The following is a 23,270-nucleotide window of genomic DNA, read 5'->3' as shown; positions in this document are numbered from 1 at the left end:
AGTGGCCTTATTAGTTATATCGCTAATTTTTTATTTAACACTTCAATCTCACTTCGCCACTGACTTTGCAGCGCCGGTTTCTGGTGCTTTTCCTTACGCTCCATATCCTCAGCCAGCTTTTCCTCCAGCTCGATTAGCCGTTCCAGTAGCTCATCGCTTTCGTGCCGGGATTTTGGCCTGTTCTCCCGGAGAGGAGGACGAGCTTCGGAAACCGGTTGGCCGGTTTCTTCGGCGGTAAGCAGGCCGTACAGCGCATCCAGGTCGTGCCACTCGCTAAGCTCGCCGTTATCCACCAGCCAGAAGCGATTACAGCCTCTGGCTATCAGCTCGCGGTCGTGAGTCACCAGCATCACGCCACCTTCAAAGCTTTGCAGCGTTTCAGCCAGCGCTTCTTTACCTTCCATATCCAGATGGTTGGTCGGCTCGTCGAGCATCAGCAGCGAGTAGCGCGCCAGCGTCAGGCCTACAAACAGCAACCGTGAACGCTCTCCGCCGCTTAGCGTGCTGACGGTTTGCTGGTGGCGCAGCCACGGAAAGCCAGCGTTAATCAGCGCCATCTTCCGGTCCTGTTCGCTAAGCGCGGCAAAGGGCTCAAGCGCTTCGAGCAGCGTGTTGCCGTCTTTTAGCTGGTGCAGCGTCTGGTCATAATAACCGAGATGAACGCGAGGATGCAGGCGGATGCCTTCCTCCTGCTCCGGCTGCTGATACTGTTGCCAGAGTAGGCGCAATAGCGAAGATTTCCCGCAGCCGTTGCGGCCAATAATCGCCACGCGGTCGCCGCTTTTAATCCGCTGTAAGGGGAGATTAAACAGCGGCTCGCACTCGGGCGCGGGGCGTACGTCCAGCGCTTCCAGCTCCAGCAGGCGGTCGGCCGGTAGCGCTTCGCCTTTCAGCCGCAATTGCCACTGTGTCCCGGCGGTTAGCTCGGTTTGCTCATCCTTGAGCTTGTCGATGCGCTTTTCCATCTGCTTAGCTTTACGCGACAGATCTTCGTTGTCGTAGACCTTGCCCCAGATAGCAAGGCGTTTGGCGCTGGCGGCGATACGGTCAATTTCCTTCTGCTCCGCCTGGCGGCGGTGGGCATCGGTTTTATCTCGTTCATCCAGCGCGGCACGCGCCTGAGAGCAGGGCAGAGCAAAGAAATGCAGCGTGCGGTCGCGCAAAATCCAGCTGCCGTTGGTGACGTTATCCAGCAGGCTGCGGTCGTGTGAAACCAGCACGAAGCTGCCGTTCCAGCCACGCAGGAACTGCTCAAGCCATAGCAGCGTAGGCAGGTCGAGGTGGTTGCTCGGCTCATCCAGCAGCAGCAGGTCCGGTTCGCTAATCAACGCGCGCGCCAGAAGCAGGCGCGTATGCTGCCCGCCGCTCAGCGTGCCCGAGGTAAGCAGCCAGTCGGCTTCGTTGAAGCCCATGCTTGCCAGCAGAGCCTCCGCGCGCCAGCGTTCACTCTCGCGCAGACCCGTCTCAATTTGAGCCAGCACGGCGTCCAGCATAGTCATCTCATTGAGACTTTCCGGCAGATGTTGTTCAACCCTTGCCATCAGGCAGGCGCTGGCCCGTGTTACCGAGCCGCTATTTGGCAGCAGGGTGCCGTCCAGCAGTTTCAGCAGGGTACTTTTGCCGCAGCCGTTATGGCCAATTAAGCCGATGCGGTCGCCTTTCTTCAGGGTAAAAGTGATGGACTCCAGCAGCGAACCGAAAGCGGTGTCGAGGTGCAGAGATTGGGCGGTTAATAAAGTGCTCATAGGTACTTACTCAAGAGTTAGGGCGTAAAAACGCCTCGTCGTATAAAGCTGACGATAACCCGGTAAGCCCGAGGGAAGGGATTTAGTGAATGTCTTCGCTCAAGCCGAAGTTATCGCAGCACGGAACCGATAACGCTTGAGCAGTGACGATCGCCAAAAGTATGCGAACGATTAAAACGCTCACAAGACAACATGGGGATCCTCCTTATATTCAGTTGGTTTATGGGTGAAGCGATTGTAGCGGGAAATTCAGCTGGCTGCCAACTGCCAGAATTCCTGGCTACATAAACGCCTGTAACCAGAAAAGATAACCTCTTAGCGTTGCATAGATGAACTTGGCTCAACCCTGGGTGAAATGTCCGCCAGGGTCAGGACAACCTCATTTACCCCAATAATTTAAGCAATGTCTGGCGCTGCTTATCGTTTATATCCTGCGGGTTCTGGTAGCCGATGTTTTCTGTCGCTCGGGTGTAGAGCGCAACCAGCCAGTCGTAAACATAGCTGGCGTTGCCCCGTGTTGGCTGCTCGCCAAGCTTTGTCAGGCGGCGGCTGATGTCGGCCTGAGCTGGGGGCGCAAATACCGCCAGTCCTTTGTTTACACGGCTCGCCGGGCGGCCAGAAACGGGAACGCTGGCATAGCCCAGCCAGGCGATGAAGTCACCCAGCACCGTGCTGGCGCGGGAAATGTCCAGCTCAAGGCCGGACTCGCCGCTCTGCATGCTGCGTTCCAGCATGGCAGGAACATCCAGCCGGTAGCTGGCGACAATCAGCACATCACACAGTGCCTGAAGCTGAATGCCGTCGAGGCCAAACTGGTGCGCGGCTTCGCGGCGATGACCTAGCAGGCGCAGGTGATTAACCCAGAGCTGGTGCACGGCGCGGGCATAACTGATGCCATCGGTCACCGGCGCTTCGCTCTCAACGGTGTCGGCAAACAGGTCTATCTCCAGGGCAAAACCTTCCGGCTTCGGCTGATGCTGCTGTTGGTGCTGAAGCCAGCGCTGCTGGAGCGCATCGCGGGAAGGCACCAGGCTGGCAAGCAGGTTGCCGTGCTGGGTCGCTCGGGATTGCAGGGCGCGAACAAGATCTTCTGCCTGCTGGCGAGCCTGCTGCGGCGTGACCTGATGGGCTTCGCTAAAGCGCTGGAACAGGGCCACGGTTTGCGCGTCCAGCTCGTTACGCAAAGCGGCAATGCGCTGTTCGCGGCGGGCGTGATTCAGAGCGTCTGTCAGCCATTCAAGCAGGCGGTGCATATTTCGGCTGTCCAGCGCCTGTAGCGTTCCCCAACGTTTGCCGGGGTGGCCGACCAGCCTTTGTACGCCATCATCGAGACTGGCTCCGCTGGTGAAACGGGCGTCGAACGGCGTGATTGTCCAGACCAGACCCGGCAGCGAACTGTGCCCCGGGCTTTGGGTGCTGTCCACCCACCATGCCAGCGCTTTACCGGTCGCCTGAACTTCAGCGCGCTCGCTTACCGCGTTGCAAACCAGCAGCGTATCGGGCTGAAGGCGGTTGGTGTACCAGGTGAGCTGGTGCCCGGGAATGTCCAGCAAATCAACCAGCGGCAGCGCGGATTCCTGGTTCAGGGTAAACACAACTTCGGCGCACAGCAGGGCAAGATCGCTCTGCGGCAGGCTAAGATGTGGGCCAGGCTGGCGCTCCGAGAGCGGGCAAACCATTACGTCGGCCTGCTCCTGAGGATCATCAGGACTTGCCGGGATCAGGAAGCCTTCGGCTGGCAGCAGGAAGCTGTCCACCACCAAGCTTGCCGGAGCCAATACTTGCTCCACGCCGCCGAGATGCTGGAGCGCGTGAGCCAGCCGCAGCCAGGTCTCGGTCAGGGCGCTGTCCTCTCCCCACAGCAGGGCAAACAGCGAAGCACGATCTTCCACCGTAAGCAGCGGGGCGAGCTGTGCCATCTGATAACAAACGTTAACGTCGAGGTGATTCTGGCGACGCTGCAAGCGGTGGTAGCCGCGCAGCAGATCGGCTACCTGTTCGGCAGTTAGCCCCTCTACCGGCGTGGCCTGACGGCGGGATTCAAGTTCGGCTAAGCGCAGGGTTACCGCGCTGGAAGTGGCAAGGCGCGGAGCCGGAGCTGCGTGGTATTGGTTAATAAACTGCTGAGCCAGCTCGACTTCGCTATACAGCGTCAGCAGCAGGGGGTAATTATCCACTTCCGGCGGCTGTTGTGAGCTAAAGCGTACCGCCATTGCAGCCGGAGTATGGCCCGGATTAATGTGCGTCAGGTAATCGAGGCGTTTGTCGCCAAGCTGAATATCAATGCGGCCATTCGGGTTGCCTTGCAGAGTATTCAGTAGATGATTTTTACCGTCCAGCGCGTGGCCGTAGATGCCGAGCGTTAGCGGCGCGTCTTCAAGCGAGGTAATGCGTCGATTTCGTTCGCTAAGCTGCTGGAGTTTTATCAGCAGGCTGTCGGCTTCGCTGTCCAGCAGCGGAGCAAAAGTACGGGTCATCTGAACCCAGTTCACCAGATGGTTAAGCGAGGTGGTTGACTGCTTCATTTTTGGTACACGCTCCCGCTGTCTATCCAGTAATGCGTCGCGCCGCTGTAGCTGCCGGCGAGGGTATTCAATTTAAAACTCAGTTGTTCAAGCGGCACTTTACTGCCGTCTGAAAGCCACGCCTCCGCCAGATGGAACGACTCGGCCTCACGGGTTTGCTTCAGCCTGACGTTAAGTACGCCGTCTCCGGCGATGGACTTGGCCAGCTGCGGCGAGTTGATAGCCAGGGTATACAGCGGCGTGGCGGGCCAGCGGGCATTATCCAGCTGACGGAAACCGAGGCAGGCGTTGCCGCGCAGCGGGAAGTGGACTCGGGTGTCCAGGCTCGCCTGCGGGCTATCAAGATCGATATCGCGATACCAGACGTTTTCTTCCAGCAGGCGGTCGTTGCCGTCCAGCATGCCGAGATAACGCACCGTGGAGTAGGCCTGAATATCGGCGGCCTTAAAGTTAAAGCTGGGCAGGCGCAGATCCATCGCCAGGCTGCACAACATCGCGCCCACCGCAGCGGTAGATTTCGGGTTGCCGATGCGCCCCTGCTGGCTGAACGGATACCATTCGTGGGTCTGGTAGTTATCCAGCCAGACTATGCGATTGACCGGCACCGGCTGCAAATGGCGCAGCAGCGCCTGCACGCCCGGCAGGCAGCCCGGGCGGCCGGTGACCAGCAGTACGTCGCAGCAATAATGGTTGATCACTTCGCACAGCGCCTGTAAAGGGGCGGTGAGGGTAAACTGGCCCGCCAGCAGCGCATCCTGCAGGGCGGCAATTTCTGCCTGTAACGGCACGCTCATCACGTCGAACTGCGGCGCGTCGGCGGGGAGCTCATGCTGCACCGCCTGCTGAACGTAATTGATGACGTTGCGGGTTGGCATTTGCGTCAGCAGCTCACCAAAGGTGGCTTCCAGCACCGAATCCGGTTCTTCCGGGTCGCTCTCTTCCCAGAACGAAAGTACCGCGTGTCCCAGCGGGATAAACAGCTGGAGCGCGGTTTGCTGGCGCAGGGTGGCGCGGGTATCCATGCGTCCTGACTCGCCGAACAGCGTCGTCATCAAACCCGGAGCATCGGCCACGCCGGCTTTATGAATATGAGCCTGTAATGCGGGCAGTACGCAGCGCTGGATAACGTCCAGCAGGATGTCGTCACCGGCAACCTTAAACCCTTCGCGGAACAACAAACGCGGGGCGATTTTCACGTTGCTGCCTACGCCGTCGTCCAGCTGATACTGGGTGATGGCCATATCCGTCGTGCCGCCGCCGATATCGATAGAGGCGACGCGCAACGTTTTGCCTGCTGGTTCGTCTGGCGTCAGCGCGCGGTCGGGGCGGGCCAGGCTTTCAAAGAAGCGCCCGGTTTGCCCGGCGTAGTTAACCAGCGCCTCATTGTACAGCCAGACCAGCTGGCCGCAGGTCGCTTCGTCCCACTCCATCTGCACTTCCGGCACCGGCACAATGCTTTTTTTCTTATCACGCTCGAGCGTGAAGCCTTCGTCCGTCGGGTGCCAGTCCATTGCTTTCCAGACCAGGCCTACCGCCTCCTGCATGCGCTGGCGGAACAGCTCGCGCTCGGGCTTCGGCATTGCCGAAGGCAGGGTAAGAATGAGGTTACGCAGCTGACGCGGCGACGTCGGGTGGCCCATGCTCTGGCGCGAACCGATGCTGTTGACCTGCATCAGCGCCTGCGACAGCAACTCGCACAGCATCAGGGTCATCAGTGAACTGCGGCTGTACTGCGGGGAAAATACCGGCAGGCGCTCGTCCATCGGCAGGGCGTAAAGCGGCTGGCCGTCGTCGTTCATCAGGTTCATCAGCGGGAAGGCGGTCGCGAGCGGCTCACGCTGGCTTTTCACGCCCATCTGGCTGAAGTGCCAGTCCTGGCCTGCGGGCGTAACGTCCCACAGATAGCGGCGCGGGCTGGAGATGCCGCTGGCACCTTCCGTACCCAGGCGGGCGCAGGCCATGCGGCGGGCTTCGTCGCCCACGCGGGCAATAGAAGGCCAGACGAACGCATCGTCGCGGCCGCTCTCCACGGAGAAATGCTGCTTGCCGAATTTGGCTTCGCTGAACTCCAGGCGGCTGGTAAACATTGCGTCGTTGATCAACTGCGGTTCGCTAAGGGAGCGGATTTGCAGTTCGGCTGTCTGGCGCAGGCCGTCGTTCTCTTCGCCGTGGTCTTCAATCAGTACGCCGCAGGTGTGGGTATTGCCGACGTCGAGCACTAAATCCACGTCAATCGCCGGAGATTGCAGCGTAGCGGTGACGATTTTCACTTCCGGTACCGCAAGCTGATTGCCGATAAGCTCTAGAATGTTCAGGTAATGCGCCTGGTATTCGAACGCTTTCATTGCCGCGCTCAGGTCGCGTTCGGCGCGCTCTTCCACGCGTGTGGCAAACTGGCTAAAGGCTTCACGCAGCCAGCCGTCGACCCAGGTCTGGTCGAGAAAATCTTTGATTTCGTGGTTGTGCCATGCCAGCGCAAAACGGGTGCCGTTGCGCACGTCGCTCTCGGTCGGCGCGAGGTGCGCCGCGGGATGATCGTCGGCGTAGATTTTGCTGTCCAGCGCGATGCTGATACGCACCGTGTTGCCAGCAGAGTCCGGCGTATCGAGGACACGAACCTGCACGCGCGCCCAGTTATCCGGGCCGCCCACAAAGGTACGCGGCGGGTTAAAGCGCAGGAACGGCAGCGGCAGCCAGGTTTTGTCCATCACCCGCAGAGAGTGGCCAAGCGTAATGGTGCTTTCGGGTTTCACCACTTCAGGCGCGGAGCCGTTCTCCCCGGGCAGGGTAAATTTGCCAGGAACTACGTCGTAGTCGAGGCGCAGCAGCGGGCCATTGGCCGTCTGGCGCACAAAGCGCCCGGCGTGGGCGGCATTTGTTTGCGGCGCCAGGCCAAAATCCAGGAACTGAATGCCGCTGTCTTTGATGAGCGTAACGCTCGGCTTGTAGTTAAAAAGAGTCGCCAGCATTATCAGTTACTCACTTTACGGAAGGTGATAGGCACGACTTTGTCGTTTTCATAGCGGCCCGTGCACTCTGCGGCACCGTTGCTGCCGGTCTTACAGGTGACTTCCGGCATCGGGTAGCGGTTGCCGTCGCTGCAACGTGCGCTGCCGCGAGTTTTAATCATCAACGCGCCGGACTGATGCAGGCCGGAGAAGACTTCGGCTTTACAGACTACATTGTCGCCGTAAACCAGGCGCACGCTGCCTTTGTTGTTGGCAATCTGGTAGCGCAGGCTCGGCGGCTTGCCGGTGATAGGATCGCTAAAGTTGATCTGTGCCCGCCAGGTGCCGTTGAGGAATTTGGTGGAGCCAATCTTTAACGCCTCGGCAGGGAGGATCAGCGCATTCTTCGGTACGTCGGCGGCCACGGCAATAACCTCAGGCTCCGGGGCGGCTACTGGCGCAGGCTCGGGTTTTGGCGGCACCACGACTTCGGCCTGGGTCAGCGGCAGGCTACTTTTAGCCACCTCGACCACCTGAACGGGCCGCGGGGCACCAGGCTGAGGCACAACCTCGGCCTGGGCAACGGCGACCGGTGCGGGCTGCTGGCCTGAAATCAGGAAATAACCAACGGGAACGGCAACGGCGAGAGCAACCACGGCGGCTACCGGCAGTAGCCAGCGGCGTCGGGCCTGAGGCGCGGAAGCGGGCTGCGGTTGAACTTCAGGTGTTTCTTCAACCACGGCGGCGTTAGCAGGGGCGGGGCCGATGCTGTACACCGGCGATTCATCTGAGGCCTGGAGCGCAACCGGCGCTTCGAGCAGCGGTTTTTCCGGCTCGCTAATCACTACCGGCAGAGGCTCCGGCTCCGGCATTACCTCTTCCGGGATAAAAGCAATCTCCGGCTCACGAGGTTCGACCGCACGCAGGCATTCAAGCACATCGTCACGCGCGCCCTGGTTCAGGTTTACAAAGCCCCAAAAAGTGATAACTGGTTTACCGTTCACCAGGTAAACGTGCTGGCTGCCGGGAAATTGCAGCGCTTTCTCGAGCAGGGCACCAAACAGGCGAATGGAGGTTTTTTCCGCCTGCTGGCAGCGGGCGCTAAGCGAAGCCACGTTAGACAGACAATTATCGAGGTAGCGTAGGGCGGTGCGGCGTTCTTCATCGCTGGCGGCGGCCCAGCTGGTCACGCTGCCTTCCTGCGGAGAATACCAGTCTACCCGGTCACCTTCATCGTTCGGCTGGGGAATAGCCAGCGCGTCGGCGACGGCCTGCTGCTTACGAAGGCGTAAGGTTTCGCGTATCTGAAACGCCGAATCAAACACCGCCTGACCGTTTTCGCCCAGTGCGAGAAAGTCATCAAGGCATCCACTGCGCAATAATGTTTTTGCCACGTCATCAATCCTGCTGTTAACGGCTCACCCGAGAGCCACCTTCACGCTTAGCATTTTAACCAGGCGGCCCTAAGTCAAACGGCAGAAGAGACGGCAAAATGGGTAAATTATCTGGCTATTAGATAAAACAGTGGCTTAACTACAAAGCCGATACTTACCCGCAGGTAAGTAACTTACGGTCGGGTAACTTCTTGACCTGTAAGTAAAAGAAGGTGAGGATGGATGAAGTTTTGCGGCCATCTGGCCGGAGCCTTTCCACTAACCATGTCGAGAAAAATTATGGCTAAAATCGCTGTTATTTACTTTTCCGGATACGGCCACACCAAACGAGTGGCGGAGCATGTCGCCAAAGGCGCTAACGCCGAACTTATCGCCGTTGACAGCAATGGCGATATTCAGGAAGCAGACTGGCAAACGCTTAACGACGCCGACGCGATTATCTTCGGCGCACCAACCTACATGGGCAACGTTCCGTGGCAGTTCAAGAAGTTCGCCGATGCCTCTTCCAAAGTCTGGTTCACCCGCGGCTGGCAGGACAAAGTGTTCGGCGGCTTCACCAACAGCGCCAGCCTGAACGGCGACAAGCAGGTTAGCCTGCAGTGGATGCAGACCCTTGCTTCCCAGCACGGCGGGATCTGGGTCAGCCTCGGTCAACTGCCTTCTAACACCCTGGCGGCAACCCGCGACGACGTTAACAACCTCGGCGGCTCCGTTGGCCTGCTGGTCCAGTCTCCAGCCGATGCCAGCGCAGAGCAAATTGCCCAGGGCGACCTGGACACTGCGGTTAAATATGGCGCTCGCGTTGCCGATGTAGCCGCTCGCCTGAGCTAAATCCTGCCTTTACCTTCTAAGCGCCTGCGGGCGCTTTTTTTTGTTTTATCCCACCCGCTATTTCCCCGTATTGATTACCCCTGGTGATTATCGGTTTTAATTTCCAAAGTTATAGTTATCATGATAACTATCAAAGTAACTATTTCCCGGCAGGAATCCATCATGCATGAAGATAAGTACGATATAGCAGGCTTTGCCGACCGGCCGCTGGGTATGCGTCTGGCGATGCTGGTTCGTCTGTGGCGAGGGATTGTTGATGATGCCGTCGCTTTTACCGGCCTGACCCAATGCAGCTGGACGGTGCTGATGCAGCTTAGCGTCGCGGCGGATAAAACGACCGTGACGGATCTTGCCAGGGCGCAGGGCATTGATTTACCTCCGTTGACCCGAACCCTCGCGGTGCTGGAGAAGGAGGGCTACGTGACCCGCACGCCGGATGAGAAAGATCGCCGGGTGAAGTTTATCTCGCTGACGGAATCGGGGAAGCAGGCGATTAAAGCCGTGAGCGAAACCGTCGAGCGCTGTCAGCTTGAGGTTGCGCAGGACATTCCTCAGGAACAGCTCGAGCAGTTTAGCCAGACGGTTAACCAGCTCGCGGCCAACATGATCAAAATTCGCTAATACCTTTTTTCTGGCTGCGGCATGAGCGGCCCGTTTTTGTCCTCTTTTTGTGAGTAGTTATGACCCCTGAACAACGATTTACCCGCTGGGTAAAAGTGACGCTGGCGCTGTTTGCCGCAATGTTTTTCTATTTTCTTGCCGCTGATATCTGGGTGCCGCAAACCCCGGACTCAACGGTTATGCGCGTTGTTACCCCGATATCTTCCCGCGTTTCCGGCTACGTGACGCATATCTACGTCAGCAATAACAGTCTGGTGAAAAAGGGCGACGTGCTGTTTGAAATCGATAATAAGCCTTATCAGAACCAGCTCGAGCGCGCGGAAATTGGTTACCGGCAGGCGATTCTGGATAACCAGCAAATTGATGCGCAGATTGCTGCCAGCCGGGCGAAAATCAAAGCGGCGCAGCTCGACGCCGATAACGCCGGGCGCAGCTATCACCGCTACAACGGTCTGAGCAGCGGCAACCTGATATCCAGGCAGGATTTAGATACCGCATTCACGCGCTGGCAGAGCGCGGAGCAAAACGTCAATAACCTGAAGGCCGCGCTCGATCAGTTGGTTATTTCACGCGGCAGCCGCGATGAGCAAAACGTCACCCTACAGAAGTACCGTAACCTACTCAACGATGCCCGACTGAATTTGGATTACACCCGCGTGGTAGCAAGCAGCGACGGGGTAATCAGTAACCTGCAACTGAAAGAGGGCTGGTATGCAGGAGCCGGAGCGCCCGCGCTGGCGCTGGTGAGCGATAATCTCGATATCGTGGCCGATTTTCGCGAAAAAAGCCTGAGTAAAACCCTGCCCAATACCGCCGCAGATATCGTCTTTGACGGCCTGCCGGGGCAGGTGTTTAAAGCACATGTCTCCAGCAAAGATGCGGGCGTTTTACCGGGGCAGCAGGCCATCAACGGCCAGCTATCGGCCCCTGAAACCTCAAACCGCTGGGTGCGTGACGCGCAGCGAATGCGTATCCACCTGACGCTTGAAGGCGAGGCCATGCCCGCTCTGCCTGCGGGTGCCAGAGCAACGGTTCAGCTATACAACTCTCCCTCGGCATTTGCCTCGTTTATCGGCAGCATGCAGATAAAACTGGTGAGCTGGCTGCACTATGTTTATTAAATTTATCCTCGGCCCGCTCAAGCGTAATAAGCCGACACCCTTCAGCGGTAATGACTTCCGCCATATGCTGCGCATCGTGATGGCGGGCTGCATCGGGATGTTTGTCTATAGCTGGGTGAATACTCAGTACGGGGTGTTTTACGTTGTCTACCCGATAATGCTGACCGGGCTGGTGCCGATATTTAACGGCCACATTGCCCGGCAGATGATAGCCAACGCCCTGATTAACTGCGTTGAAATGACGGTGCTGTTCACCGTGCTGGCGACATACCCGCTGCCAATGACAATTATCGTTTTTCTGATGTATATGGTGCGGTTCTACCTGATGAGCCGCGGGCCGCTGTTTCTTTTTGGCTCAATGGGCGTGGTTTGCCTGAGCGTGATGGCGAACTTTCTCAGCTATCCGACAACGGACATGAGCGACCTGATGATTTCAAACATCATCGGCAGCCTGTTGGCCGTCGGGCTTTCGGCGCTGGGCTGTTACCTGCTGCCCGACCTGGAGCCACGGCAGCCGCCTCCCGCCATCCAAAAGGATGGGGCGAGGGTAATGCATGAAACGCTGCTGGCTTCGATTACCGCTACTCTCCTGTTTACGGTGTTTCAAATCTACACGCTGAATGATTCGCTGGCGGCGCTGATGGCCGGAATATTTGCGCTGTTCCCGATGCACTTTCGCGGGGCGATCCTTTCTTCGTGGTGGCGCATTGTTGGCGTGGTGGCAGGCTGTATTTATGCTCTGTTGGTGCAGTTGGTTATCTATGACTTCAGCCGCCACCTGATTTTGCTGATGCCGCTGATTAGCCTGGGCTTTTTACTCGCGGCGCGTATACATGTGTTTGAGAAAGTGGGGCCGGGCGTTGGTTTCTCTATTCTTACCACCCTGGCGCTGATGTTCGGGCAATACATGCACCCGAATCAGGACATTGTTTTTAGCGCGTTGTACCGCATTTCATCGGTTTCGGTGGCGATTATCGGCACTCTGGCGGTCACTTTTATTGTCCATAAGTTGCTGAATAATTTCGCCTCAACGCGCTATGTGATGAAGTAAGGCTATTCCTGCCCCGGCCAGTCGCTGGTGATGCCGGGCTGAACGGGGCGTTCGAGGTAGGTCGAAAGCACAATGTAGGTTCTGGTCGCCAGCACGCCGTTAATCTCGTAGAGGTGGGCGAGCAGGGCCTCCAGGGCATGTGAATCCTCGGTACGGACTTTCAGCAACATTGAGGTATCGCCCGCCACAGAATGGATCTCTTCTACCTCCGGGTAGGCGGAGATACGCAGCAGATCCGGCGTCTTTCCCCAGCCTTTGGTGTCAATGTGGACAAAGGCCAGCAGGTTCTTGTTGATAGCTTTCGGGTCAATAATCGCGGAGGTCTGCTGAATGACGCCTGAGCGCCGCAGCCGCTTAACTCTTTCGTGCACCGCCGGAGCGGAAAGCGCCACCTTTTCACCCAGATCCGCATAGCTGATGGTGGCATCTTCCACCAGTGCGCTTAATATTCTTCGGTCGGCGGCATCGATATTTCGCTCCGCCACGCCGTTCTGCTTAATACTATCTGTTTCTTTTTTCATATTGCCTCTGGCTGATGACCCTGAATTTCATTCGGTTAAAATTGGTTTTTATTGAATATAAGTCAAGTTCTAATCGTTATCCTGGAAGAAATATGAAAACTAGCCAGTGTCTGGAGTGTCATCCGGAGCCGTCTCTGACATCCTCTAAAGCCGTGTATGTACTCACCGGCTGCGTCGGCGTAATCGGCGCAAACTCAATGGTGCTGGGGCCTATTGGCCCTGAAGTGGCCGCTTCACTCGGCGCGACGGTGCCGGCGGTCATGATGGCCGCTGCGGCCTTTGGTCTCGGGACGGCAGCAAGCGCGTTATTCCTGGCCCGGTTTATTGATTTGGTTGGTTCGGCCAGAATGCTGAAATTCACCATGAGCCTGCTGGGTGCGGCTCTGCTGTTCTGCGCATCTTCACCGTCCGTAACGTTCTTCGTTGCTTCTCAGCTTATTGCCGGAGTGGCCTCCGGGATCGCCTTACCCGCTATTTATGCCAGCGCCGCATCCATAGCTCAGCCGGGCAGGGAGAGCCGGACCATTGGCAAAGTGCTGACCGGCTGGACGCTGAGTATGGTGGCGGGCGTTTCCTTCTCGGTGATTCTTACCGAGCTGATTAGCTGGCGCGCGGTTTACGTTTCTGTGAGCGGGCTGGCAGCCTTGGCGTTATTCGCGCTTATCCGCTTAAACATGCAGGATCGCCCGGCAGCCGGGATCGCGCCGTCTCCGCTTTCTGCGCTGAGTTTACCCGGCATAAAATCCTTGCTGGTGGTTTGCGGCGCTTTTATGACCGCTTTTTATGGGCTGTATGCTTACCTTGGCGATCATCTCCATCAGGGGCTGGGCCTGCCGGTTACGGCAAACGGCGTAGTAGCCGTGGCCTACGGCGCAGGGTTTGGCTGTGCGGCATTTCTTAGCGGCATGGTGGATAAGCTTGGCACCCGAGGGCTGATGCCGCCCGTACTGCTGGTGGCGGCAGCGGTTTACCTCGGGCTGGCCTTGCTGGGCGGCAGCTTTATGGCCGTCATTTTCCTGCTGTTTACGCTTGGGCTGGTTAACCATCTGGGCGTTAATCTGCTGATCCAGCGGCTTACGGCAATCGATCCGGCAAAGCGCGGCACGCTGATGGGGCTGAACAGCGCCGTAACCTACCTTGCGGTCTTTGCCGGGAGCAGCGGCTATGGGCCACTCTACACTCATTATGGCTTTGCACTGGCGGCCCTGGTTTCGCTGGGTTTAACCGTTCTCGCGGTGCTTACCTGCCTGTGGAGGGACTTCGCCGGTCAGGCAATCAGGGCAGCAGATTGAACATTCTGGCTTACATTTTATAGCTTTTTTGTCTGAGACAACCCCGGCGGCCTGTGCTAATTCTGGAGCATCGGGATTACGCTGAGGATGACTTACGCATGAGTGAAAAATTGCCAGCTCTGCTGGTGCAGATGGGGCGGCCGCCGGTCGATATTCGCAACGCGGTGGGCGACCAGCCGTCGTGGTTTGAGGCGGCGCTAAAGCACCCGGAAGTCGAGCTTAAAATTGTTCGCCCGTTCCTGGATGAGCCGCTGCCTGCGCCGGAGACCTTTCAGGCTGCGGTAATTACCGGCTCCTGGTCGATGGTGACCGAGCACGAAGCCTGGAGCGAGCGCACGGCGGAATGGATTAAACAGGTGGTGGCCGCCGGAACGCCGCTGTTTGGCGTCTGTTACGGGCATCAGCTTATGGCCTATGCGCTGGGCGGGCGAGTGGACTACCACCCGCAGGGAAGTGAAGTCGGGCAACTTCAGGTTGAGCTAAACGCGGCGGGCCAAAAAGACCCGGCGCTCGCTCATCTTCCCCCGGCGTTTCCGGTATTTTTAAGCCATGAGCAAAGCGTGCTGGAACTGCCTCCGGGCGCGGTCTGCCTGGGAGCGTCCTCCCACGACGCCAACCAGATTATCCGCTACACGCCGAGCGCGATTTCGGTGCAATTCCACCCTGAATTCACCCCCTCGGTGATGAACAAGATAATTGCCAGCCGCAGCGAGCGGGCGGCGCTGAAGGGCAAAGACAAACAGGCCTTGCTGAGCGAGGTCAGTGGAACGCCCGAAGCCAGAGCCATTTTGCAGCGTTTTGTATTGCCATCTGCCTGAATACACACCTTAACCGCCACAATTGCACAGGAAACCGGATGTTTGCTGTTTGATTGTGGCGCCATGCTGTGCTGTTATTACTGTGAGTAATAATAAGTTGATCAACCATTTGGCAAGCAAATAAAAGGCAAACAACATGTCTACAGGGAAAACTCTGCTCGGCCTGCTGCTGAGCGCGCTCCTCCCGGCGAGCGGCGCAATGGCGGCGGCAAACAGCACTCTGGTCTACTGCTCTGAAGCCTCTCCGGAATCCTTTAACCCTCAAATCGCCAGCTCCGGCCCAAGCTTTGTCGCCAGCTCGCAAACGCTCTATAACCGCCTGATTGATTTCAACCCGAGCGACAATACGCCGATCCCTTCTCTGGCAACAGAATGGAAAATCAGCCCGGACGGCAAAACATATACCTTTACGCTGCGTCAGGGCGTGAAGTTCAACAGCAATAAATTCTTTAAGCCGACGCGCGACTTCAACGCCGACGATGTGGTGTTCTCGGTCATGCGCCAGAAAGACGCCAACAACCCGTACCACAAAGTCTCCCAGGCGAATTACGAATACTTTAACGACGTCGGGCTGGACAAGCTTATTGTCGATGTGAAAAAACTGGATGATTACCACGTTCAGTTCACCCTCAGCGAGCCGAACGCCGCCTTCCTTGCCGACTGGGGCATGGACTTCGCTTCTATTCTTTCGGCGGAATATGCCGATGCGATGCTAAAAGCGGGCACGCCGGAGCGCGTGGATAACAACCCTATCGGCACCGGGCCGTATGCGCTACAGGATTACAAAATCGATTCGGTGATCCGCTATGTTGCCAACCCGAACTACTGGAAAGGCGAGGTGCCGACTAAGCACCTGATCTTCTCTATTACGCCTAACGTGCAAACGCGCCTGGCCAAGTTGCAGAAAAACGAATGCCAGATTATCCCGGCACCCAGCCCGGTGCAGTTTGACGCCATCAAAGCGGATAAAAATCTCGCGCTGCACAGCATCGACGGCCTGAACGTAGGCTATCTGGCGTTTAACACCGGCAAAAAGCCGTTTGATAATGCTCTGGTGCGCCAGGCGCTGAACTACGCGGTGGATAAAAAAGCCATTGTTAACGCAGTGTTTATGGGCTCCGGCACGGTGGCTAAATCCCCGATCCCGCCGACCATGCTCGGTTATGACAAAGATTTAAAAGATTACGATTACAACCCGGAGAAAGCTAAAGCGCTGCTGAAGCAAGCCGGGCTGGAGAAGGGCTTAGATACCGACCTGTGGTCGATGCCGGTGCAGCGTCCCTATAATCCAAATTCACGCCGTATTGCCGAGATGATCCAGAGCGACTGGGCGAAAGTTGGCGTTAACGCCAAAATCGTGACGTACGAATGGGGCGAATATTTGGCCGGGATGCGCAAAGGCGAGCACTCCTCCGCGCTGTTCGGCTGGATGTCCGACAACGGCGACCCGGACAACTTCGCGGATACGCTGCTGGGCTGCGGCAGCGTTGCCAGCGGCTCCAACGTTGCCCGCTGGTGCGACAAAAACTACGATGCTCTGGTACAGAAAGCTAAGTTAACCAGCGACCCGGCCGCCCGCGCTAAACTCTACGTTCAGGCTCAGCAGGTTTATTACCAGCAGGCTCCGTGGATTGCGCTGGCTAACGGAAAAACCTTCTACGTTACCCGCAGCAACGTCAGCGGCTATAGCGTGAGCCTGGCCGGAAGCGACTTCTCTAAAGCGAAGCTGGACTAAGACACTCTCGCCCCTCACGAATGCAGGTGTGAGGGGCGAACCACTGTAAGAATCGTAAGGAATATCTATGGCTCATCTTGAAGACGTTATCAGCCGTGTAGACGCGGCAATTGCCGAAGACGTCATTGTTCATATGAACGAGTTACTTATCGAATTAAGTGAAGATGCAGAGTTAACGCGTGAAGATCGCTACGCCCAGCAGCAGCGCCTGCGTATCGCCATTGCCCACAAGGGCAATCATCATAAAGAAGAAACCGAAGAACGCCGCGAGTTACTGACGCGCAGCGGCACTATTATTTAAACTGCCTGCTCACGGTATCACTTCAAATAATATATCCGGCGGCAAATGCCGTCGCCGGATATCTCCTCTGAATAAGCCATCCGCACTAAAATAAAGCGCCATAACGGTGCGATCAATATAATTAAAACTTATGTTTAAATTCTATCTTATTGTTAATTAATGAATTGATTATTCTGGCATCGTAATTGCTTTATCTATTCCATCTTGTATACCAGTTGGGATGCCAGTTTATGACAGTCGCTCTGTTATCGCAGTGGATTAATGATTACCGCCCGCAGCCCGGCCTTCTCGTCGGCGCTTACCGCCAGCTGATGACGGATATTTCCCGGCAGGATAATGCCTGGATTTATATTGCCAGCGAGCAGCAAATAGCTGACCAGCTAAATTTTCTGTTGCAGGCGTTAAATGCCGGAACGAAAACGGTGGATGACTTTCCCTTATTAGGCGCGCCGTTTGCGGTTAAAGATAATATCGATGTTGCCGGGATGCCAACCAGCGCCGCCTGCCCGGAATTTACTTATCAACCGGGCAAAGACGCCACTGTAATTGCGCGCCTTAGAGCGGCTGGGGCAATCGTGGTGGGCAAAACCAACCTCGACCAGTTTGCTACGGGCCTGGTGGGAACACGTTCGCCTTTTGGGGCGGTGGTAAACACCTTTAACCCGGATTATGTGAGCGGCGGTTCAAGTTCTGGCTCTGCCTCCGTGGTGGCCCGGGGCCTGGTTTGCTTCTCGCTGGGAACCGACACAGCAGGTTCCGGCCGCGTACCCGCCGGGTTTAACAATATTGTGGGCTTAAAGCCGACCAAAGGCTGGCTTTCAACCACGGGCGTGGTGCCCGCCTGCCGCCTTAATGACTGCGTATCTATTTTCGCCCATACCGCAGCAGATGCCAGCCTGGTTGCCAGCGTGGCGGGCGGCTACGATCCGCTCGATCCCTATTCGCGCACGAATCCCAATACCGCTCCGGCACGTTTCAATCCGGCTATGCGTTTTGCCATTCCCGACCGGCTGGAGTTTTTCGGCGATACGCAGAGCGAAGAGGCGTTTCAGCGTTCACTGGAGCGGCTGATGGCAATGGGCGCGGAGCTGGTTGCCATTGATTTCAGCGACTTCATCACGCTCGCAGAGCAGCTCTATTACGGCGCATGGGTTGCAGAACGTACCGTGGCGGTAAAAGAGATTTTTGAAAAACACCCGGAAGCCATGGACCCAACCGTGCGCAGCATTGTTGCGGGCGGGCTGAATTACTCAGCCTGCGATGCCTGGCAGGCCGAATATACCCGCGCCGGGCTGTCGCGCCGTATCAATCAGCAACTGGCGGAGTTTGACGCGCTGGTCGTGCCGACTTCGCCAACCATCCATACCATCGCGGAAATGCGGGATGAGCCTGTGCGCTACAACTCGCAGTTTGGCACTTATACCAACTTCACAAATCTCGCCGATCTCAGCGCACTGGCGCTGCCCGCCGATTTCCGTGCCGACGGTTTACCTGCGGGGATAACGCTGATTGCGCCAGCCTGGCATGACGCCGCGCTCGGCCACTTCGGGTCGGTCTGGCAAAACCAGTCTGGTCTGCAAGCAGGAGCCACCTCGCAGAAATTGCCTGCGACCCGGCCTTTTACTCCGAATGAGGGCTACGTGCGCGTGGCGGTCGTTGGCGCTCATCTGCGCGGTATGCCGCTGAACCACCAGCTTACCGATCGTAATGCGGTGTTTATCGAAGAAACGCACACCGCCGAAACCTACCGCCTGTACGCCTTAGCTAATACCCAGCCGCCAAAACCTGGCCTGGTGCGATCGGCAGAAGGGCAGCCGATTGCCGTTGAGCTTTGGGACATCCCGCTGGCTCGTTTCGGGGAATTTGTTGCCGAGATCCCGGCTCCGCTTGGCATTGGCACGCTCACCCTGAACGACGGGCGCAGCGTGAAAGGTTTTATTTGTGAACCGTGCGCAACAGAAGGCGCGACGGACATTACCGCGTGGGGCGGCTGGAAAGCCTGGCTCGCTCGCCATCATAGCGCCTGAGGAGGGAACATGTTTAGCAAGGTACTGATAGCCAACCGCGGTGAAATTGCCTGCCGTGCCATCCGCACGCTGAAAAAAATGGGCATTGCCAGCATTGCCGTTTATTCGGACGCCGACGCCAGCGCGCAGCACGTTATTGACGCCGATATGGCGATTGCTCTGGGCGGAGACAAAGCCGGCGACACTTATCTGAATATTGCCAAAATCCTGGCTGCTGCCAAAGAGAGCGGCGCGGAGGCGATTTTCCCCGGGTATGGTTTTCTCTCAGAACGGGCCGAGTTTGCCGAAGCCTGTGAGGCCGCTGGCATCGTTTTTATCGGCCCAACCGCGCAGCAAATAAGCGATTTTGGCCTGAAACACCGCGCCCGTGAACTGGCTTCCGGGGTGGATGTCCCCATGACGCCGGGAACCGGCCTGCTGACATCGCTTGCAGAGGCGCAGCTGGCGGCGGCAAAAATTGGCTATCCGGTGATGCTAAAAACTACGGCAGGCGGCGGGGGTATCGGCCTTACGCGCTGCGATAGCGAAGCAATGCTGCTTGAGGCCTGGGAAAGCGTTAAGCGCATGGGCGCGCAATTCTTTAGCGATGACGGCGTGTTTATCGAACGCTTTGTCGATAAGGCTCGTCATCTTGAAGTGCAAATTTTTGGCGATGGTAAAGGGAAGGTCGTGGCGCTCGGCGAGCGTGATTGCTCACTACAGCGCCGCAATCAGAAGGTGGTGGAAGAGACGCCCGCGCCAAATTTGCCGCAGGCAACCCGCGAGGCTATGCATCGTGCTGCCGTGGCGCTGGGTGAATCGGTCAACTACCGCAGCGCCGGTACGGTGGAGTTTATTTACGATGCGGCCCGGGATGCTTTTTATTTCCTCGAAGTGAATACCCGCTTGCAGGTTGAGCACCCGGTAACCGAGTGTGTAACCGGTCTTGACCTTATTGAATGCATGCTTCGCGTGGCGGCGGGAAACTCCCCGGACTGGCAGAAAATGGCGGAAGCCCCTCAGGGCGCGGCCATCGAAGTTCGTATTTATGCGGAAGATGCGCTGAAAAACTTCCAGCCCTCGCCTGGCGTCTTGAGCGAAGTGTATTTCCCGCCGAATGTCAGGGTAGACGGCTGGGTCAGCACCGGCAGCGAAGTGAGCGCGTTTTACGATCCGATGATCGCCAAGATCATCGTTCACGGCGCAGACCGCCAGCAGGCGTTAAGTAAACTAAACGCGGCTCTGGCGGCGACCCGCCTGCACGGCATTGCCACCAATATCGACTATCTGCGCCAGATTATTCAGCTGCCGGAGTTTAAAGCGGGCGTGATGTGGACGCGCCTGCTGGATAGCGTGAGTTATCAGGCTCATGCCGTTGAGGTGCTGGAGCCAGGCACCTGGAGCAGCATCCAGGACAGCCCGGGTCGCCTGGGCTACTGGGACATCGGCGTGCCGCCTTCCGGGCCTATGGACGATTATGCCTTCCGGCTGGCTAACCGTATCGTCGGCAACCATCCTTCCGCCGCCGGGCTGGAGTTTACGTTGCAGGGGCCAACGCTGCGCTTTCACAGCGAGGCGACAATTGCGCTCACCGGCGCGCCTTGCCCGGCCACGCTTGACGACCAGCCGGTAAGTTTCTGGCTGCCGACGGTGGTTAAAGCCGGGCAGGTTCTCAAGCTGGGTCGCGCCAGCAGCGGGTGTCGCACCTATCTGGCGGTGCGTAACGGTTTCGACGTGCCGGTTTATCTCGGCAGCCGTTCGACCTTTGCCCTCGGGCAGTTTGGCGGCCATGCCGGGCGCACTCTGCGCATTGCGGACGTGCTGGCTATCTCGCAGCCCGGTCTTCCGGCCTGCACCACGCCTGCGCCAATCGGCCTGCCGCAGGCCCCGGAACCGGCGCTTATCCCGCAGTACGGCGATGTCTGGGATATAGGCGTGCTGTACGGGCCGCACGGCGCGCCGGACTTCTTCACGCCTGAGTCGATGGAAACCTTCTTCAGCGCCGAATGGCAGGTTCACTACAACTCTAACCGTCTCGGCGTGCGCCTGGTGGGGCCAAAACCCGAATGGACGAGAGCCGACGGCGGCGAGGCGGGGCTGCATCCGTCTAACGTTCACGACTGCGAATATGCCATCGGCGCGGTGAACTTTACCGGCGATTTTCCGGTGATCCTCACGCGAGACGGGCCAAGCCTCGGCGGCTTTGTTTGCCCGGTTACGATTGCCAAAGCCGAGCTGTGGAAGGTCGGGCAGGTTAAGCCCGGCGACCGGATTCGTTTTCACGCCATCAGTTTTGAGCACGCTCAGTCGCTGGAAATTGCCCAGCAGGTGGCCGTCAACCATCTCTGTGCGGTAAACACCTTGCCTGACTTGCATCCTTCCATCGAGCCGGGTGCGACGACCAGCGCCGCTATTCTTGCCCAACTGGCCGCCGAAGGGGCGCTGCCTGCGGTGACTTATCGCCAGGCGGGAGACAACTATCTGCTGATTGAATACGGCGACAACGTGCTGGATCTGGCGCTGCGGCTGCGCATTTACCTGCTGATGAAAGCGATTAAACAGGCCGGACAGACGGGCATTGAAGAGCTGTCTCCGGGCGTGCGTTCGCTGCAAATTCGCTATGACGGCCAGCAAATTTCCCAGAGCCAGCTGCTGGCGCTGCTCTTGAGTCTGGAAAAACAGCTTGGCGACGTAACCAGCCTGAAAATTCCTTCTCGCGTGATTCACCTTCCGCTGGCATTTGAAGACAGCGCCACGCTGGCTGCGGTGGAACGTTACCGGGAGACGGTGCGGGAGGAGGCGCCCTGGCTGCCAAACAACGTCGATTTTATTCAGCGCACTAACGGGCTGCAAAGCCGCGAAGAGGTGAAGCAGATCCTGTTCGACGCCAGCTATCTGGTGCTGGGCCTGGGCGACGTATATCTCGGCGCACCCTGCGCGGTACCGCTCGACCCGCGCCACCGTCTGCTGAGCTCCAAATATAACCCGGCACGCACCTGGACGGCAGAAGGCACGGTGGGCATTGGCGGCATGTATATGTGCATCTACGGCATGGACTCGCCCGGCGGCTATCAACTGGTGGGGCGCACGCTGCCTATCTGGAACAAATTCCTCAAAAACGAGCAGTTTGGCGACGAGCCGTGGCTGCTGAAATTCTTCGACCAGGTGCGTTTCTACCCGGTGAGTGAAGAAGAGCTAACCCGCTTGCGCACCGCATTCCGTGAGGGGCGAGCGCAGATTGAAATTGAAGAGGTTGAGTTCGACTTCGCCGAATACGGCCGCTTCCTTGCCGACAACGCAGAAGATATCGCCGCATTCCGCAGCCGCCAGCAGGCCGCCTTCCACAGCGAAGTCGCGCACTGGAAGGAACAGGAAAGCGCCGCGGTTGAAAGCGCGCTGCTCGCCGCCGGAGTGCCGGATGAAGAGCAGGAAGGGCAGCTGGTTAGCGCTGACCTGAACGGCAACGTCTGGAAAATTCTTGTGGAGCCGGGCCAGAGCGTGAAGCAGGGCGAGCCGCTAATTGTGGTCGAGGCGATGAAAATGGAGCTGCTGGTCAGCGCCCCGTGCGACGGCAAGGTGGTGCGTATTCAGTGCCAGCAGGGGCGACCGGTGGGGCCGGGAGATGCGCTGCTGTGGCTGGACGCGGTGTAAGCCTATGCCAAAGCGACCAGAAGCCGTAGCCGAACGCATTTACCAGCAGCTAAAGCAGGAGATCTTCGACTTCCAGCTGCTGCCGGGCGATCGCTTCAGCGAAAACGAAATTGCGGACCGCATGAGCGCCAGCCGCACGCCGGTTCGCCAGGCGCTCTATGCCCTACAACAGGAAGGCTATGTCGATGTGCAGCCCCGTAGCGGCTGGCAGATCAAAGCGGTGGATTTCGAAAGTCTCGAGTCACTTTATGACCTGCGCATCGTGCTGGAGCTTGAGGCGGTGAAGCGCTTATGCCTGCGGGCGGAGCCGGACTGGCCGCAGCCGTTGCAGGCGCTTAAACAATTCTGGCTCGACAGCCCGCAGCTCGACGAGGGCATGAATGTTGCGCCGCACGATGAAGCTTTTCATATGACGCTGGTTTCCTCGGCGGGCAACCCGGAAATGGCGAGGATCCACCGGGAAATCACCGAAAAAATTCGCATTGTGCGCAGGCTGGATTTTACCCGCCAGCCTCGAGTTACCGCGACTTACGCAGAACACGGGCAGATTTTGCTCGCCGTATGGGACCGCAACCTTCAGGAGGCACAAACCCGGCTACACGACCATATCGCCGCCAGTCAGAAAGAGGTTCGTCAGATAACGCTTCATATGCTGCACCAGGCCCGGCAGCTCAAGCTGGGCTAACTATCTATTTTTCTTTTAGGGGAGT

General features: G+C 57.8%; 16 protein-coding genes. 11 read left to right on the top strand and 5 right to left on the bottom strand.

Going from position 1 to position 23,270, the window contains the following annotated elements:
• Window positions 1–14: 14 nt before the first annotated feature.
• The 4 genes from HMPREF0201_RS10275 to HMPREF0201_RS10260 all read right to left on the bottom strand — a co-directional run bounded on the left by HMPREF0201_RS10275 (window position 15) and on the right by HMPREF0201_RS10260 (window position 8,612).
• Window positions 15–1,745, bottom strand: a complete 1,731-nt coding sequence (locus HMPREF0201_RS10275) for an ABC-F family ATP-binding cassette domain-containing protein (protein WP_016536553.1) — start codon at window positions 1,743–1,745, stop codon at window positions 15–17.
• Window positions 1,746–2,128: 383 nt separating this feature from the next.
• A complete protein-coding gene (locus tag HMPREF0201_RS10270; protein ID WP_016536552.1) occupies window positions 2,129–4,270 on the bottom strand; it encodes a virulence factor SrfC family protein in 2,142 nt (713 codons plus the stop codon).
• Window positions 4,267–7,239 carry a virulence factor SrfB gene (locus HMPREF0201_RS10265; protein ID WP_016536551.1) on the bottom strand — a complete coding sequence of 991 codons (2,973 nt, stop codon included), beginning with the start codon at window positions 7,237–7,239 and terminating at the stop codon, window positions 4,267–4,269. The genes HMPREF0201_RS10270 and HMPREF0201_RS10265 overlap by 4 nt, the downstream gene beginning before the upstream one ends.
• 2 nt (window positions 7,240–7,241) lie before the next feature.
• Complete coding sequence (locus HMPREF0201_RS10260; RefSeq protein WP_016536550.1) at window positions 7,242–8,612, bottom strand: SrfA family protein; 1,371 nt, start codon at window positions 8,610–8,612, stop codon at window positions 7,242–7,244.
• Window positions 8,613–8,891: 279 nt separating this feature from the next.
• Here HMPREF0201_RS10260 and HMPREF0201_RS10255 point away from each other — a divergent pair, with 279 nt between their 5' ends.
• The 4 genes from HMPREF0201_RS10255 (at window position 8,892) to HMPREF0201_RS10240 (ending at window position 12,236) form a co-directional block, all read left to right on the top strand.
• Window positions 8,892–9,443 (top strand): flavodoxin family protein, encoded by a 552-nt coding sequence (locus HMPREF0201_RS10255; RefSeq protein WP_039899314.1) that lies wholly within the window; start codon window positions 8,892–8,894, stop codon window positions 9,441–9,443.
• A 162-nt stretch (window positions 9,444–9,605) separates the two neighbouring features.
• On the top strand, window positions 9,606–10,064 hold the full coding sequence (locus HMPREF0201_RS10250; RefSeq protein ID WP_039898258.1) for a MarR family winged helix-turn-helix transcriptional regulator: 459 nt from the start codon (window positions 9,606–9,608) through the stop codon (window positions 10,062–10,064).
• Window positions 10,065–10,123: 59 nt separating this feature from the next.
• Window positions 10,124–11,185: an HlyD family secretion protein gene (locus HMPREF0201_RS10245; protein ID WP_016536547.1), complete on the top strand. Its 1,062-nt coding sequence runs from the start codon at window positions 10,124–10,126 to the stop codon at window positions 11,183–11,185.
• Window positions 11,175–12,236 (top strand): DUF2955 domain-containing protein, encoded by a 1,062-nt coding sequence (locus HMPREF0201_RS10240; RefSeq protein ID WP_016536546.1) that lies wholly within the window; start codon window positions 11,175–11,177, stop codon window positions 12,234–12,236. Before HMPREF0201_RS10245 ends, HMPREF0201_RS10240 begins: the two co-directional genes overlap by 11 nt.
• A 2-nt stretch (window positions 12,237–12,238) precedes the next feature.
• Here the strand turns inward: HMPREF0201_RS10240 and HMPREF0201_RS10235 are convergent, their stop codons facing one another.
• Window positions 12,239–12,757, bottom strand: a complete 519-nt coding sequence (locus HMPREF0201_RS10235; protein WP_016536545.1) for an Lrp/AsnC family transcriptional regulator — start codon at window positions 12,755–12,757, stop codon at window positions 12,239–12,241.
• Between the two features lie 92 nt (window positions 12,758–12,849).
• Here HMPREF0201_RS10235 and HMPREF0201_RS10230 point away from each other — a divergent pair, with 92 nt between their 5' ends.
• The 7 genes from HMPREF0201_RS10230 (at window position 12,850) to HMPREF0201_RS10200 (ending at window position 23,245) form a co-directional block, all read left to right on the top strand.
• Window positions 12,850–14,049, top strand: a complete 1,200-nt coding sequence (locus HMPREF0201_RS10230) for an MFS transporter (protein WP_039898257.1) — start codon at window positions 12,850–12,852, stop codon at window positions 14,047–14,049.
• Window positions 14,050–14,147: 98 nt separating this feature from the next.
• The gene (locus HMPREF0201_RS10225) at window positions 14,148–14,867 is read left to right on the top strand and encodes a glutamine amidotransferase (RefSeq protein WP_039898256.1); all 720 of its coding nucleotides are present in this window, start codon (window positions 14,148–14,150) and stop codon (window positions 14,865–14,867) included.
• Window positions 14,868–15,003: 136 nt separating this feature from the next.
• Window positions 15,004–16,602: an ABC transporter substrate-binding protein gene (locus HMPREF0201_RS10220; protein WP_016536542.1), complete on the top strand. Its 1,599-nt coding sequence runs from the start codon at window positions 15,004–15,006 to the stop codon at window positions 16,600–16,602.
• 67 nt (window positions 16,603–16,669) lie between these two features.
• Window positions 16,670–16,903, top strand: a complete 234-nt coding sequence (locus HMPREF0201_RS10215; protein WP_016536541.1) for a DUF2526 family protein — start codon at window positions 16,670–16,672, stop codon at window positions 16,901–16,903.
• Window positions 16,904–17,133: 230 nt separating this feature from the next.
• Window positions 17,134–18,930, top strand: coding sequence for an allophanate hydrolase (gene atzF, locus HMPREF0201_RS10210; RefSeq protein ID WP_016536540.1), 1,797 nt, complete (start codon window positions 17,134–17,136; stop codon window positions 18,928–18,930).
• A gap of 9 nt (window positions 18,931–18,939) precedes the next feature.
• Window positions 18,940–22,560, top strand: coding sequence for an urea carboxylase (gene uca / locus HMPREF0201_RS10205; RefSeq protein ID WP_016536539.1), 3,621 nt, complete (start codon window positions 18,940–18,942; stop codon window positions 22,558–22,560).
• A gap of 4 nt (window positions 22,561–22,564) precedes the next feature.
• Window positions 22,565–23,245 (top strand): GntR family transcriptional regulator, encoded by a 681-nt coding sequence (locus tag HMPREF0201_RS10200; RefSeq protein ID WP_016536538.1) that lies wholly within the window; start codon window positions 22,565–22,567, stop codon window positions 23,243–23,245.
• Window positions 23,246–23,270: the final 25 nt, after the last annotated feature.

The sequence above is a fragment of the Cedecea davisae DSM 4568 genome (assembly GCF_000412335.2).
Taxonomy (GTDB): Bacteria; Pseudomonadota; Gammaproteobacteria; order Enterobacterales; family Enterobacteriaceae; genus Cedecea; species Cedecea davisae.
This window is presented reverse-complemented; position numbering and strand designations above follow the sequence as displayed.